The 13,408-nt window shown below is 70.3% G+C and carries 17 protein-coding genes; 10 read left to right on the top strand and 7 right to left on the bottom strand.

Annotated elements, in window-relative coordinates; translation table 11 throughout:
- Positions 1–11: 11 nt before the first annotated feature.
- The 3 genes from FKR81_RS45605 to FKR81_RS08080 all read left to right on the top strand — a co-directional run bounded on the left by FKR81_RS45605 (position 12) and on the right by FKR81_RS08080 (position 2,059).
- Positions 12–146, top strand: coding sequence for a hypothetical protein (locus FKR81_RS45605; RefSeq protein ID WP_268891540.1), 135 nt, complete (start codon positions 12–14; stop codon positions 144–146).
- Between the two features lie 27 nt (positions 147–173).
- On the top strand, positions 174–590 hold the full coding sequence (locus FKR81_RS08075) for a DUF3151 domain-containing protein (RefSeq protein WP_186762831.1): 417 nt from the start codon (positions 174–176) through the stop codon (positions 588–590).
- 386 nt (positions 591–976) lie between these two features.
- A complete protein-coding gene (locus tag FKR81_RS08080; protein ID WP_146350291.1) occupies positions 977–2,059 on the top strand; it encodes an FUSC family protein in 1,083 nt (360 codons plus the stop codon).
- Here the strand turns inward: FKR81_RS08080 and FKR81_RS08085 are convergent.
- The 3 genes from FKR81_RS08085 to FKR81_RS08095 form a co-directional block, all read right to left on the bottom strand.
- The gene (locus tag FKR81_RS08085) at positions 2,040–2,288 is read right to left on the bottom strand and encodes a hypothetical protein (RefSeq protein WP_146350292.1); all 249 of its coding nucleotides are present in this window, start codon (positions 2,286–2,288) and stop codon (positions 2,040–2,042) included. The genes FKR81_RS08080 and FKR81_RS08085 overlap by 20 nt on opposite strands.
- Positions 2,288–2,917 (bottom strand): HNH endonuclease family protein, encoded by a 630-nt coding sequence (locus FKR81_RS08090; RefSeq protein ID WP_186762848.1) that lies wholly within the window; start codon positions 2,915–2,917, stop codon positions 2,288–2,290. Before FKR81_RS08090 ends, FKR81_RS08085 begins: the two co-directional genes overlap by 1 nt.
- Before the next feature lie 95 nt (positions 2,918–3,012).
- Complete coding sequence (locus FKR81_RS08095; protein WP_407936507.1) at positions 3,013–3,678, bottom strand: hypothetical protein; 666 nt, start codon at positions 3,676–3,678, stop codon at positions 3,013–3,015.
- A 62-nt stretch (positions 3,679–3,740) separates the two neighbouring features.
- On the opposite strand from FKR81_RS08095, the gene FKR81_RS08100 reads away from it, so the two are divergent.
- From FKR81_RS08100 to FKR81_RS08125, 6 genes are all read left to right on the top strand, one after another.
- Positions 3,741–5,030 carry an adenylosuccinate synthase gene (locus FKR81_RS08100; RefSeq protein WP_146350293.1) on the top strand — a complete coding sequence of 430 codons (1,290 nt, stop codon included), beginning with the start codon at positions 3,741–3,743 and terminating at the stop codon, positions 5,028–5,030.
- A gap of 65 nt (positions 5,031–5,095) precedes the next feature.
- Positions 5,096–5,176 (top strand): putative leader peptide, encoded by an 81-nt coding sequence (locus tag FKR81_RS45950; protein WP_146350423.1) that lies wholly within the window; start codon positions 5,096–5,098, stop codon positions 5,174–5,176.
- Positions 5,177–5,212: 36 nt separating this feature from the next.
- Positions 5,213–6,019 carry an ABC transporter permease gene (locus tag FKR81_RS08110; protein ID WP_146350294.1) on the top strand — a complete coding sequence of 269 codons (807 nt, stop codon included), beginning with the start codon at positions 5,213–5,215 and terminating at the stop codon, positions 6,017–6,019.
- Positions 6,004–6,705, top strand: a complete 702-nt coding sequence (locus FKR81_RS08115) for an ABC transporter ATP-binding protein (RefSeq protein WP_146350295.1) — start codon at positions 6,004–6,006, stop codon at positions 6,703–6,705. Before FKR81_RS08110 ends, FKR81_RS08115 begins: the two co-directional genes overlap by 16 nt.
- Positions 6,689–7,636, top strand: coding sequence for an ABC transporter substrate-binding protein (locus tag FKR81_RS08120; protein WP_146350296.1), 948 nt, complete (start codon positions 6,689–6,691; stop codon positions 7,634–7,636). Before FKR81_RS08115 ends, FKR81_RS08120 begins: the two co-directional genes overlap by 17 nt.
- Positions 7,633–8,769 carry an LLM class flavin-dependent oxidoreductase gene (locus FKR81_RS08125; RefSeq protein WP_146350297.1) on the top strand — a complete coding sequence of 379 codons (1,137 nt, stop codon included), beginning with the start codon at positions 7,633–7,635 and terminating at the stop codon, positions 8,767–8,769. Before FKR81_RS08120 ends, FKR81_RS08125 begins: the two co-directional genes overlap by 4 nt.
- Here FKR81_RS08125 and FKR81_RS08130 read toward each other — a convergent pair.
- Genes FKR81_RS08130 through FKR81_RS43390 form a run of 3 tightly spaced genes read right to left on the bottom strand, consistent with a single transcriptional unit; the run spans position 8,762 to position 11,886 of the window.
- Positions 8,762–11,260: a M48 family metalloprotease gene (locus FKR81_RS08130; RefSeq protein ID WP_146350298.1), complete on the bottom strand. Its 2,499-nt coding sequence runs from the start codon at positions 11,258–11,260 to the stop codon at positions 8,762–8,764. The two genes, FKR81_RS08125 and FKR81_RS08130, sit on opposite strands and share 8 nt — an antisense overlap.
- Positions 11,250–11,693 carry a hypothetical protein gene (locus tag FKR81_RS08135; protein WP_146350299.1) on the bottom strand — a complete coding sequence of 148 codons (444 nt, stop codon included), beginning with the start codon at positions 11,691–11,693 and terminating at the stop codon, positions 11,250–11,252. Before FKR81_RS08135 ends, FKR81_RS08130 begins: the two co-directional genes overlap by 11 nt.
- A 31-nt stretch (positions 11,694–11,724) precedes the next feature.
- Positions 11,725–11,886 (bottom strand): hypothetical protein, encoded by a 162-nt coding sequence (locus tag FKR81_RS43390; protein WP_186762833.1) that lies wholly within the window; start codon positions 11,884–11,886, stop codon positions 11,725–11,727.
- Here FKR81_RS43390 and FKR81_RS08140 point away from each other — a divergent pair.
- On the top strand, positions 11,878–12,381 hold the full coding sequence (locus FKR81_RS08140) for a class I SAM-dependent methyltransferase (protein WP_186762834.1): 504 nt from the start codon (positions 11,878–11,880) through the stop codon (positions 12,379–12,381). The genes FKR81_RS43390 and FKR81_RS08140 overlap by 9 nt on opposite strands.
- Here FKR81_RS08140 and FKR81_RS08145 read toward each other — a convergent pair.
- Entirely contained in the window at positions 12,320–13,387 is a 1,068-nt protein-coding gene (locus FKR81_RS08145) for a glycerophosphodiester phosphodiesterase (RefSeq protein WP_146350301.1), read from the bottom strand. The genes FKR81_RS08140 and FKR81_RS08145 overlap by 62 nt on opposite strands.
- Between the last annotated feature and the right edge of the window lie 21 nt (positions 13,388–13,408).

Raw genomic sequence — 13,408 nt, forward strand, 5'->3', positions numbered from 1 at the left:
TTCACGTTCGGGTGAGTGCCGTTGCTCTGAACGGCCTACCTGCGGCACTCTGCACGGCCATGAGCAAGAAGGTCATCGCAGGCGTACTGGTCTCCGCCCTCATGCTGATGGTGGTGGCCGCCGTCACCAGGGTGTTCCTGACCTGATCGTCCCGAGTGCGGCACGATGGCCGCATGTCGCTGAACGAGAACCTCCTCGGCCCGGAACCGACCCGCCTGCCCGCGCGGCCGGAAGCCGAGTCCGCCGCCGACGGCGGCACCGATCCCGCCAAGATCGTCCGGGCGTACCCGGACTTCAGCGAGGCCTGGGCACTGCTCGCCGAACGCGCGCTGCACGCCGGTGACCCCGTCGCCGCGTACGCCTACGCCCGCACCGGCTACCACCGCGGCCTCGACCAGCTCCGCCGTTCCGGCTGGAAGGGCTTCGGGCCCGTGCCGTGGACGCACCGCGCCAACCAGGGCTTCCTCCGCGCTCTCGGCGCACTCGCCCGTGCCGCTCAGGAGATCGGCGAGGACGAGGAGTACGACCGCTGCCGCAAGTTCCTGGTGGACAGCGACCCGCAGGCCGCTTCGGTTCTCGGCCTGGCCTGACCTGTGGATGAGTGCCGGTCTCGGGGCCCGGAACTGTCGGTGCTGCCTGGGAGAATGGAATCAGGGGACCCCCAGCGGGGGACCCCTGCGAAGCCTTCCCCGTCCACCGGCCGGTTCGGCGCGGGACCGGAATTGTCGGTGCTGCCTGGGATGATTGAAACAGGGGACCCCCAGGCGGGTACCCCTGCGAAGCCATTCGGTGTGCAGCCCGGCGAGCCGAAGCCCGTGCAGACCGGCGGGCGATCGTCCACAGTGGCGCCGCCACGCGCTGTCATCCCTCGGTCACCGATGGAACTTCTGACCGCACCCGTTCGTTCGACGGACCGGAAGCACGGGGCGCGGGTGGCTGCTCCGCCCGCCCCCCGCGCTCCGCGAGGCACCTGACCGTGGGCGCCGTCCGCGAAGAGATCACCCGCCGCCTCAAGCGCTGGCGCGGCACCGCGCTGCCCATCGCGCAGTCGGCGCTGTCCGCGGGTCTGGCCTGGCTGGTCGCCACCAGCCTGATCGGCCACGAGCACCCGTTCTTCGCCCCGATCGCCGCGGTCGTCTGCCTCGGCGTGTCACTGGGCCAGCGCCTGCGCCGCGTCGGCGAGCTGGTGGTCGGCGTGTCGGTGGGCGTGGGCGTAGGCGACGCACTGGTCGGCTGGATCGGCTCGGGACCGTGGCAGATCGCGCTGGTCGTGGCGCTGGCGATGTCCGGAGCCGTCCTGCTCGACGGCGGCGCGGTGATCGCGCTCCAGGCGGGCAGCAGCGCGGTCCTGGTGGCCACGCTCCTCCCACCGGAGACGGGCGGCGGCCTCGACCGGATGGTCGACGCGCTCATCGGTGGCCTGGTGGGCCTGGCCGTGACGGCGCTGCTCCCGGCCAACCCGCTCATCGTCGCCCAGCGCCAGGCGAAACAGCTGTTCGGTGAACTCGCGACCGCCTTGAGAGGCGTCGCGACCGCGGTGTCCGAACAGGACCTGGTGAAGGCGGCGGGCGTCCTCTCCCAGCTGCGCAGCACCCAGACCGCGGTGGACGACTTCAAGGGCGCGTTGAAGACCGGCGGCGAGATCGCGACCATCGCGCCGATTCGCTGGCGGTCGAAAGACGAGCTGGGCCGCTACAAAACGGCGGCCTCCCCGATCGACTACGCGCTGCGCAACACCCGCGTGCTGGCCCGCAGAGCCCTCGCCGCGCTCCGCGCGAAGGAAGACATGCCCGAGACCCTCCCGGACGTCCTGCGGCGCTACGCGGACGCAGTGGACATGCTCAGGACCGAGCTGTCGCGGGGTGTCACGCCGGTGGAGACGCGCAAGGCGATCCGAGATGCCGCGCAGTACCTGACCGCGCGGCACCTCGGGGGCGACGGGTTCTCGACCAAGGTCGTGCTGGCGCAGATCCGGAGCATCGCCGTCGACCTGCTCCAGGCGACCGGGCTCTCGCGAGCCGAGGCGGCCGAGTCGCTGCCTAGCCTGACGGGCGGTTGAGCACGCCCAGCAGGAGTGCGTGCACGGCCTCGTGATCACGGGGATCAGTCAGGGCGACCGTGCCGCCGGTGATGCCGTACCACTCGTCAGCGCCTTCGTAGCGGACCAGCGACCGCAGGGTTCCGTCCTCCAGGAGAGTCCGGAGCTCCAGGTCACCGGTGACCACGCCGACCTCGTCGGTCATGATCCCGCCCGGTCCTGCCACGAAGAGGGACGAGAGTTCGGCCATCAGCACCTTCCGAGCATGTCCGTCAACGCCGTCTTCTCCGCCGAGTTCACGTTGAGCTTCCAGCGGTACTTGGTGTGTACCCACATCTTGGCGTAGGTGCACCAGTAGGACGTCAGCGGCGGCTTCCACGTGGCCGGCGTCTGGTCGCCCTTGGCCTGGTTCACGTTGTCCGTCACCGCGATCAGCTGCGGACCGGTCAGGTCGTTCGCGAACGACTGCCGTTGCGACGTCGTCCACGACGACGCGCCCGAACGCCAGGCGGCCGCCAGCGGCACGATGTGGTCGATGTCCACATCGGACGCCGCGGTCCACGTCGCGCCGTCGTACGGGCTGAACCAGCGGCCCGAGACCGCGGCGCACGACGAGTCCTGCTGCACGTTCGTGCCGTCGCGCTTCAGCACGACCTCACGCGTGTTGCAGGCGCCCGACTGCGTGATCCAGTGCGGGAACTTGTCCCGCGAGTAGCCGGTCATGGAGCCGTCGGCCTTGACCGTGAGGCCCGCCAGCTCGGACTTGGCGGTGGTGCTGCTGGGGATGTTCGGCGGTGTCGCGAGTGCAGGGGAAACGAGCCCCAGCGTCAGCGCGAGAGCAGCGCCGAACGCGACCAGGGCCTTGTTAACTGTTGACATCATCCCGACCTTCCTGGTTGGAAGTGATCGGGAACACTGTCGGCTAGTAATTAGGCGTAGGCAATACCTCTGGGTGACACCCGGATGGCTGACAGTTAAAGCCCGCGGACGAGTCGCAGGTCCTCCGTGTGCCGGTACCAGGTCCACTTGTCGACCGGACGGGGGTGCTTCCGCCCGTCGAGCACCGGCGTCGTCGGCAGGCAGCCGAGCTGGAACGCGCGGGTCCGGTGCTCCTTCACCTTGGACCCGATCAGCCGCCGGTGGATCACCCGGACGACCAGCCCGAGGCCGCCCTCCGGGTCCGGCGTGACCTCGATCCGCGACGCCTGTCCGCGCAGCACGTTGTCCGCGTCGCAGTACCCGACGCCGCGCACCGGCGACAGAACCCCAAGCCCCACAAGCACTCCGCCGACGTCGTCGCGCACCAGCGGCACCGGGTCGGGGTCGCCGTTCATCGCGAGCTTCAGCGCGCCCGCGACGTTCACGGGCAACGTCCACAGCGACGCGACCGCGGACCGCGGCGAGGTCGGCACGTAGCCGACGATCGTGTCGCCGAGCCGCTCCTTGCGCAGCAGGCGCAGCGCGACGGCGGCCAGGTCGGTGTCCGTCCCGGCGACGATCAGCCGACCGTGATCGAGGTGCTGGTCGACGTCGTCCTTGCCGGGGCGTTCCGGGACCTGGACGACCTCGAAACCGTCACCGTCAGTGATCAACGGCAACTGCGTGTTTCCGCAGGCCAGCACGATTCCACGCACGGTCATCTCCTGGTCTACCCTCGCTTACCGGCATTCGCTCGAACTAGTCCAAGCGCTTGGAGTTTCACATGCCGGCCGTCGTGCTGATCGGTGCCCAGTGGGGCGATGAGGGCAAGGGCAAGGCCACCGACCTGCTCGGTGAACGCGTCCAGTGGGTCGTCCGCTACCAGGGTGGCAACAACGCGGGGCACACCGTCGTCTTGCCCGACGGCCAGAACTTCGCGCTGCACCTGATCCCCTCCGGCATCCTCACCCCTGGCGTGACCAACGTCATCGGCAACGGTGTCGTGGTCGATCCCGGTGTGCTGCTCGAGGAGCTGTCCGGGCTCGAGGCGAAGGGCGTCGACACCAGCAAGCTGCTGATCTCGGCCGACGCGCACTTGATCATGCCGTACCACGTTGCCATCGACAAGGTGACCGAGCGGTACCTGGGCAAGGCGAAGATCGGTACGACCGGTCGCGGCATCGGCCCCGCCTACCAGGACAAGCTCGCCCGCGTCGGCGTGCGCGTGCAGGACCTGCTCGACGAGAAGATCCTGCGGCAGAAGGTCGAGGCCGCGCTCGACTTCAAGAACCAGGTGCTGGTCAAGGTCTACAACCGCAAGGCGCTCGACGCCGAGCAGGTCGTGGACAGCGTGCTCGAGCACGGCTCGCACTTCGTGCAGCGCATCGCGGACACCCGCCTGCTGCTCAACGACGCGCTCGACCGCGGCGAGACCGTCCTGCTGGAAGGCTCGCAGGGCACCCTGCTCGACGTCGACCACGGCACCTACCCGTTCGTCACGTCGTCGAACCCGACCTCGGGTGGCGCGGCCGTCGGCTCCGGCATCGGCCCGACCCGCATCACCACGGTCATCGGCATCCTCAAGGCGTACACCACGCGCGTCGGCTCCGGCCCGTTCCCGACCGAGCTGAACGACGACATGGGCGAGCACCTGCGCAAGACCGGCGGCGAGTTCGGTGTCACCACCGGCCGTTCGCGGCGCACCGGCTGGTTCGACGCGCCGATCGCCCGCTACGCCTCGCGCGTCAACGGCATCACGGACTACTTCCTCACCAAGCTGGACGTGCTGTCCGGCCTGGAGAAGGTGCCGGTCTGCGTCGCGTACGAAGTGGACGGTCGCCGCGTCGACGAGATGCCGATGACGCAGACCGACGTGCACCACGCCGTCCCGGTGTACGAGGAGCTGCCGGGCTGGTTCGAGGACATCAGCGGCTGCCGCACGTTCGAGGAGCTGCCGGCGAACGCTCGCGCGTACGTCGAGTACCTCGAGGGCATCATCGGCGCGCGGGTGTCCGCGATCGGTGTCGGACCGGGCCGCGACGAAACGATCGTCCGGCACGACTTTCTGTCTTAGACAGAGCTATTTCCAGAATTCGGGCGGCGTTGACTTCGGGTTGACGCTCGCCTGTACTCAGCGGCATGAGTGAGCGCGAGATCCTGGTGGCTCGCCTGCACGTCGATCTTCGGCGGCAGGCGAGCGCGATCTGTCGTACGCGCTGATCAAACCCACCTTCTCGCTCGCCGCTGGGAGAAATCGTGTCGATTTCTGTTGCGGGCGTACTCGCGCGCCCGAAAACAGCCGTACCCCGCCCACGAAAACGTTCCCTACCGCTGCGCTGGATCAGTCCGGTCGCATTGGTTCTGCTGTGGCAGGCCGCCAGTTCGACCGGCGTCCTGCCACCGGACAAGCTCGCCTCACCGCTGACCGTCGTCGCCTCGGCGGGTGAGCTGATCGCCGACGGCCAGCTCGGCGAGGCGTTCGCCGTCTCGCTCGGCCGGGTGTTCTTCGGCTTCCTGCTCGGCGGGGTCGTCGGCGTCGTTCTCGGCCTGGTGTCCGGGCTTTCGCGCTGGGGCGAGACGCTGCTCGACCCGCCGGTGCAGATGCTGCGGACGTTGCCGCACCTCGGCCTCATCCCGCTGTTCATCCTGTGGTTCGGCATCGGGGAGGAGCCGAAGCTCGCGCTGGTCGCGGCGGGCGTCGCCTTCCCGCTGTACCTCAACCTGCACGCCGGCATCCGGCAGACCGACCCCGGCCTGGTCGAGGCGGCGAAGGTGCTCGGCTACACGCGCGTCGAACGCGTGGTGCACGTCGTGCTGCCGTCCGCCGTGCCGCAATCCCTGGTGGGTCTGCGGATCGCGCTCGGCACGGCGTGGCTCTCGCTGATCGTGGGCGAGCAGATCAACGCCGACGCGGGCCTCGGCTTCCTGATCAACAACGCCCGCGAGTTCCTGCGCACGGACATCGTCGTGGTGGGCCTGGTGGTCTACGCGCTGCTCGGCCTGACGACGGACTACCTCGTCCGGCTGCTCGAGAGGAGGGTGCTGCGATGGCGAGCGCGGTGAGCATTCGCGGTCTGCACAAGGCTTTCGGGTCACGGGTCGTGCTCGACGGCGTCGACCTGGAGATCGCGCCCGGCGAGTTCGTCGCGCTGCTGGGACGCAGCGGCTGTGGGAAGTCCACGCTGCTGCGGATCCTCGCCGGGTTGGACTCGGACGTGCGCGGGTCGTTCTCGGTGCCGGGCACGGTGTCCATCGCGTTCCAGCAGCCGAGGCTGCTGCCGTGGCGACGGGTGTGGCGCAACGTCTCCCTTGGGCTGCACGGGGTCGACGGCCGCGAGGTCGCCAGGAAGGCGCTGGACGAGGTGCGCCTGCCCGACCACGCCGACGCGTGGCCGCTGACGCTGTCGGGCGGTGAGGCGCAACGGGTCTCGCTCGCGCGGGCACTCGTCCGGCAGCCGGACGTGCTGCTGCTGGACGAGCCGTTCGGCGCGCTCGACGCGTTGACCAGGCTCGCGATGCACCGGCTGGTCGAGGACCTGTGGGAGGCGCACCGCCCGGCGGTGCTGCTGGTCACGCACGACGTCGACGAGGCGCTGCTCCTCGCCGACCGGATCGTCGTGCTCGACGAGGGGCGCGTCGTCGCCTCGCACTTCGTGGACCTGCCACGCCCGCGGCGCCGGGCGTCGTTCGTGGAGCAGCGCGTGCGCGTGCTGGCTGATCTGGGAGTTGACGATGCGCAAGCTGCTTAGCCTGCTGGCCGCGATCCTGCTGACCACGGGGTGCGGCGCGGCCGCGTCGACCCCCGGCGAGGTCGTGCTGAAGGTCGGTGACCAGAAGGGCGGGGCGAAGTCCCTGCTCACCGCGGCCGGTCTGCTGAACGACTTCCCTTACAAGATCGAGTGGTCGACGTTCACCTCCGGCCCGCCGCTGCTGGAAGCGGCGTCGGCGGGTGCGATCGACGTCGGCGGCGTCGGCAACACGCCACCGATCTTCGCCGCGGCGGCGAACGCCAAGATCGCCGCGGTGGGTGCGTCGAAGGGCAACGTCGAGAGCGACGCGATCCTCGTGCCCGCCTCGTCGGCCCTGCGTTCGGTGGCGGAACTGAAGGGCAAGAACATCGCCGTGGCGAAGGGCAGCTCGGCGCACGGCCAGGTGCTGACGACGTTGCGCGGCGCCGGTCTCACGACCAAGGACGTGACGCTGAACTTCCTGCAGCCGTCGGACGCGTACGGCGCGTTCACGCAGGGCAAGGTCGACGCGTGGGCGGTGTGGGACCCCTACACCGCGCAGGCGCAGCAGGAGGTCCAGGCGCGGGTGCTCGCCGACGGCAAGGGTTCGGCGAACGGCTACGGCTTCCAGGTCGCGAGCCGCAAGGCGCTGGACGACCAGGCGAAGAACCCCGCCATCAAGGAGTTCCTCGTCCGCTACTACAAGGCGCAGCGCTGGGCCGACGGCCACCGCGACGAGTGGGCGCAGGCGTGGTCCAAGGAGACCGGACTGAAGTACGAGGTCGCGCGGGCCGCGGTGGAACGCGCGGCGGACCTGCCGGTGCGGCTCGACGACACGGTGATCAAGTCCGAGCAGGAGCTCGCGGACGCCTTCACCGAGGACAAGACGTTGCCCGGCGAGGTCGAGTTCGCGAAGTTCGTCGACACGAGGTTCCAGGGAGATCTCTCATGAGCATCACGCTGCACTGGTTCCTGCCGACGTCCGGCGACGGGCGCACGGTCGTGGAGCACTTCCACGCCAACCGCGCGCCGAGCGCGGGCGCACGCCGCGAGCCGGACATCGACTACCTGGCGCAGATCGCGCGCACCGCCGAGCAGGTCGGGTTCACCGGCGTGCTGACGCCGACCGGCACGTGGTGCGAGGACGCGTGGCTCACCACCGCCGCGCTCATCGCGCAGACCTCGCGGCTGAAGTTCCTCGTCGCGTTCCGGCCAGGCGTCCTGTCGCCGACGCTCGCGGCGCAGATGGCGGCGACCTACCAGCGGATCTCCCGCGGGCGGCTGCTGCTGAACGTCGTGACCGGTGGTGATGCCGTTGAGCAGCAACGGTTCGGCGACTGGCTGGACAAGGACGAGCGGTACTCCCGCACCGACGAGTTCCTGCAGATCGTGCGCGAAGTGTGGTCGGGCAAGCCGTTCTCGTTCGACGGCAGGCACTACAAGGTCGAGGGCGCCACGGTGCTCGCACCGCCGGACCCGGTGCCGCCGATCTACTTCGGCGGTTCGTCGGACGCGGCCCTTCCGGTGGCGGCACGACGCGCCGACGTGTACCTGACCTGGGGCGAGCCGCCAGCCGATGTGGCGGCGAAGATCGCTCGGGTGCGCGCGCTGACCGATCGGCCGATCCGCTTCGGCATCCGGCTGCACACGATCAGCCGCGACAGCTCCGCCGAGGCGTGGGCCGCGGCGGAGCGGCTGCTCGACGCGCTGGACCCCGCCGCGGTGGCGCAGGCCCAGTCACAGCTGCGGGCGTCGGAGTCCGTTGGGCAGCAACGCATGGTCGCGCTGCACGGCGGCGACCTGAGCCGGGGCGTCCGCGGCCTGGAGATCTACCCGAACCTGTGGGCCGGTGTCGGGCTCGTGCGCGGCGGTGCCGGTACCGCACTGGTCGGCAGCCACGAGGAGGTCGCCGACCTGATCGAGGAGTACCACGCGATCGGCATCAGCGAGTTCATCCTGTCCGGCTACCCGCACCTGGAGGAGGCCTACTGGTTCGGGGAGGGCGTGCGCCCGATCCTGGCCCAGCGCGGCCTGCTGTCCGGCGAGCGAGAGCTCTCGCTCGCCGGCGCGCCTTCCTTCAGCTGAGCGCCCGTTGCTGGGCCTCGAGCAGCATGGTCTGCGTGACCTTGAGCTGGTCGAGGCCCAGCACGAACTGCTTGCCCATCTCGTCCGCGCTGCCCGAGCTGTCCCGGAAGACCAGCACGCACTCCCGCGCACCGTTCTCCAACGAGCCCAGCGCGGCCTTCCAGTTGCCGCGCACGCGTTCCTCCGGTGGTTCGGGGAACGCCGCGGCGTCGCGCAGCACCGGCAGCAGCTCGTCGCACGCGCTCGCGATCTTGGCCGGATCGTTGGCCCTGACCTGGTCGAACACCCGGCCGTTGCTGTTGATGACCGACAGGTAGGTGTCCCAGCCGCCGCCGTAGATCCAGATGTTGACCGCCTGGTCGCGGTTGAGCTCCGTGTCGCCCGACGGCGGCGGTGGTTGCAGCGGCGAGGCCTTGGGCGCCGTCGGCCACCACGCGACGAGAAACGCTGACACGACCGCGATCGCGATGAGTCCCCACGGCTTCGTCTGTCTGCCTGCCGGGCGTGTTCCCGTTGCCGCGAGGCCGCCGAGCAGCGCCGCGGCCGTGCCGAGGAACGGCAGCACCTGCATCGGACGGGTGGCCAGCGCGCTGTCGACGTGCGGGAACCCGTCCAGGTGCATGATCCAGATGGCGACCGTCGCGATGAGCCCGACCAGCCACGCCGACAGGAGCGCCGCGATGCGATCCACCTGTCGTGCGACGACCGTCGCGGTCGCGAACTGCACCACCGCGACCGCGAGCACCGCCCACGCCGATCGCACGAGCGTGGGCGACGGATCAGCCACCGCGACCGCCGCCATGATCAGCAGCCAGGTTCCGGCGCCCACCAGTGCCGCCAGCAGTGCGAAGCGGGGCAGCTCGCGGCGCAGCACCAGCGGCACCAGCCACAGCAGGCCGAGCGCGGCCGCGGTCGTCAGCCGGTCGAAGTTGAGCAGGAACGGGACGATCGCGCCGTTCAGCACCGCGTCGTCCACAGCGGACGTCCCGTAGCTCCGCATCAGCTCCACGACGGGACGCATGTAGTTGTGCCAGAACGCGTCCGCCGCCCCGATCTCGGTGAACCAGCCGAGCGCGCTGTAGCAGACGACGGCCGTCGCCCCCGCGATCAGCACCGCGTGCCACCGGACGCGGGCGAGTGTCGCGCAGTGGCCGACCCAGGAGCACACCAGCACCGCGGTGACCACGAGCAGCACCGACGCGGTCGCGCCGAGGACGGTGATCTGCTGCCGGTCCTGCGTGTCGAGGTGGTCGCCGAGCACGAACCCGATGCCGAGCGCCAGGCCCGGCAGCGCGAACACACCTCGGTGCGCGCCGCCCGTGCGCAGGAACACCGCGCCGCGGAACGCGATCGTGCCGACCAGAGCCGCCGCGATCACCGCCCACACGATCCGCATGACGAGCATGGACCCGTTGCCCTCGCGGTACCAGGTGAGCTCGCGCAGCCCGGTGACCGCGTGCCACCACGCGATCTGCACCGCGAGCGCGCTCACCAGCACCTCCCAGAAACCCGGCCGCAGCAAGGAGTTCGGGTCCCGCATCGCCGCCGCCCGTGCGGCGCGCGTCGGGTGGATCGCGATCCACCGGCGGATGTTCTTGCTCGGACTCAGGTTCCGGTACGGGTCGTCCGCACCGGTCCACTGCACGACGAGCGCGTCCGCGTACTTCTCGCGTGACCGCAGCACCGCGGTGCGCGCCAGGTAGACGAGCGCGACCATGACGGCCAGCCGCCACGCGATGCCCCACGTGACGCCCTCACCGGGCCTGGAGAAGTCCGGGAGCCGCCACGGCGTCTTGGACAGCAGCATCGGGTTGACCAGCACCAGCCCGTACGGCACCAGCACCGTGATGAGGAACGCGCGCCACACCGCGAGCGTCGCGTACGTCGTCGTCACGTCACCGCGCACGTGCGCCAGCTCGTGCAGCACGATCGCCCGGAACGAGTCCGGATCGCGGCGGTGCAACGCGACCAGGCCCGCGTCGAGGCACACGATCTTGCGCCGGTGGTGCCCGAACGCGACGCCACCCGCTCGCCGGCTCGTCGGGTCGAGCACGAACTCGGGCGCCTCGCGCAGCCCGGCCCGCACCACCAACTCGGCCAGCGTGTCGCTCAGCTCGTCGGCGAGCGCGCCTTCGAGCGGCACCAGGCGTGACCGGCGGATCCGCCAGGCAGGCCGCGCGAGGTAGATCACCAGCGCGACCGCGAACAGCAGCAGCACGCCGCCCGCCAGCCACGCCGCGCGCGGCACGAGGAAGACGGACATGCAGGCCCGGTAGGCGTCCCACTTCCGCTGGTCGGGGTCGACGTCCAGGGCCGAGGTGAAGTAGAGGCCCGCGCGCACCTGGCAGCGGGCGTCGTCCAGCGAGGTGGCGGTCGGCCACACCGCCGCGTACCGCCCGAAGACCAGCAGCGTGGTCGCGACCGCGAGCCCGACGAGGGTGGCGAAGCGCAGCGTCGTACCGGACGGCACTCGCAGCAGGTCAGTTCTCACGTGTGAGCTGGGCTCTCAGCGCGTCGGCCACCTTCGTGGCCTGCTCTTCCGAGAGCCCCAGCTCCAGTGCCCGCTCCCGCGCCATCGCGTGCAGCTCGTCGAGCTGCTCGTCGGTGATCGTTCCTTCGGGCAGCTCCTTGCGACGCAGGCGTTTCCACAGCCTGCTGCCGGTGTTGACCACCGCCTCACCGGTCTTGTCGGCCAGCCGGTTGTAGGTCGCGGTGGCGATGGCGAGCGCGACCGGTGAGACGAGTGCGATGGCGACGTCGATGCCCGAGCCGAGGACCTCGCCGGGCCTGCCGCGCTGCGCCAGCACCTTCTCCGGATCACGCAGGTACGCGCGGCTGACCGGCTCGAACAGCGCTAGCTCGTCCGGTGCGACGGCCGCGACCACTTCGCGTGCGACGGTACTGACGAAGTCCTCGTGATCCATCCCTAGATGCTGCGTGGACAGATCGGCTGTGTCACTCGTCCGTTGGGACGACGGGCACACTCGGCGAGGTGAGCGACTTCGTGGAGATGTACGCGCGGATGCCGTCCTTCGGAGAGCCGGAGATCATCCACGCGCGATCCCGGCCGGCGCCGAGATACTCGAGCTGGGCAGCGGCGCCGGGCGCGTGACGCACGAGCTGATCGCGCTCGGCCACCCGGTCGTGGCCGTCGACTCGGATCCGCGCATGCTCGACCGGATCCGCGGCGCGGAGCTGGTCTGCGCCCGCATCGAGGAGCTGGACCTGGGGCGCCGCTTCCCGGTCGTCCTGCTGGGCTCGCACCTGGTCAACCGGCCGGAACCGGGCGCGCTGCTGGACTCCTGTCGCAGGCACGCGGGCGGTGTGGTGCTGATCGAACGGCACCCGCCGTCGTGGTTCGCCGACCCGGCCGGGGTCCGCGACGTCACCCGCCCCGGACCGGGCCTGCTCGCCGCCACCGTCGACCACACGATCGGCGCCACGACGTGGACCGAGGACTTCGTGGTGCGCGACCACGACCTGCCCGTGCTGCTGGAGGAGCACGGGCTGGCCGTGGAGCGCTACCTCACCGAGGACGAGCGCTGGGTGCTCAGCGTGCCTCGACAGCGGTGTCCGGGTTGTCGGCGAACAGCCCGTCGATGCCCTGCTTGAAGAACACCTCGTACTCGGCGAACGCCCTGCCGTACGCGGCCGGGTCGACGGAGGAGCGGAAGTCGGCGGGCAGGAAGGCGTTCTCGTTGCGGAACGTCCACGCGTGCACGACCAGCCGCGCCCGGTGGGCGTCCTTGACCAGCGACGTCGGCTGCTGCAGGAACCCGGCCGGGTCGCGCGGGATGATCCGGTCCTTCGTCGCGCCGATGCCGTCGGCGTAGGTGGCGATCTCCTTCAGCCCGGCGGGCGTGATCATGTCGCTGTACGTCCGCTTGTCGCCGCCCGCCACGAAGTCGTAGGGCGCGCCCGCGGCGTTGATCAGCTGCACGATCGGCACTCGCAGCTGCCGGTTCAGCTCCTTGAGGTTGCCGACCTCGAACGACTGCACGAACACCTTGGCGCTGCGCCGGTTCAGCCCGTTGCGGTTGAGCGCGTCGACCAACTTGGGCTCCAGCGCCAGCCCGATCGACTTGAAGTAGGTCGGGTGCTTGGTCTCCGGGTAGATGCCGATCTCCCGGTGCAGCTCGCGGGACAGCCGCCTCGTGAGGTCGACGACCTCCTGGAAGGTCGGCACCTCGAACCGGCCGTCGTACAGGGTGTTGCGCGGCCGGATCTCCGGGATGCGCTCCTTGGCGCGCAACGTCTTCAGCTCGGCCAGCGTGAAGTCCTCGGTGAACCAGCCGGTGACCGCGATGCCGTCGATCGTCTTCGTGGTCCTGCGCGCGGCGAACTCGGTGCGCGTGGCGACGTCGGTCGTGCCGCCGATCTCGTTCTCGTGCCGCGCGACCAGCTTGCCGTCCTTCGTGGACACCAGGTCGGGCTCGACGTACTCGGCGCCCATGCGCGCCGCGAGCTCGTACGAGGCCAGCGTGTGCTCGGGGCGGTACGCGGACGCGCCGCGGTGCCCGATCACCAGCGGTTCGTCGTTGCCGCCCGTCGCCGCGCCCGACGGAACCACCACCGCCGCGAGCACCACGACTGTCGCTGCCAGAGCTCTTCGGTACATCGCTGGACCTCCCGTTTCCGC

This window comes from Lentzea tibetensis (genome assembly GCF_007845675.1).
Taxonomy (GTDB): domain Bacteria; phylum Actinomycetota; class Actinomycetes; order Mycobacteriales; family Pseudonocardiaceae; genus Lentzea; species Lentzea tibetensis.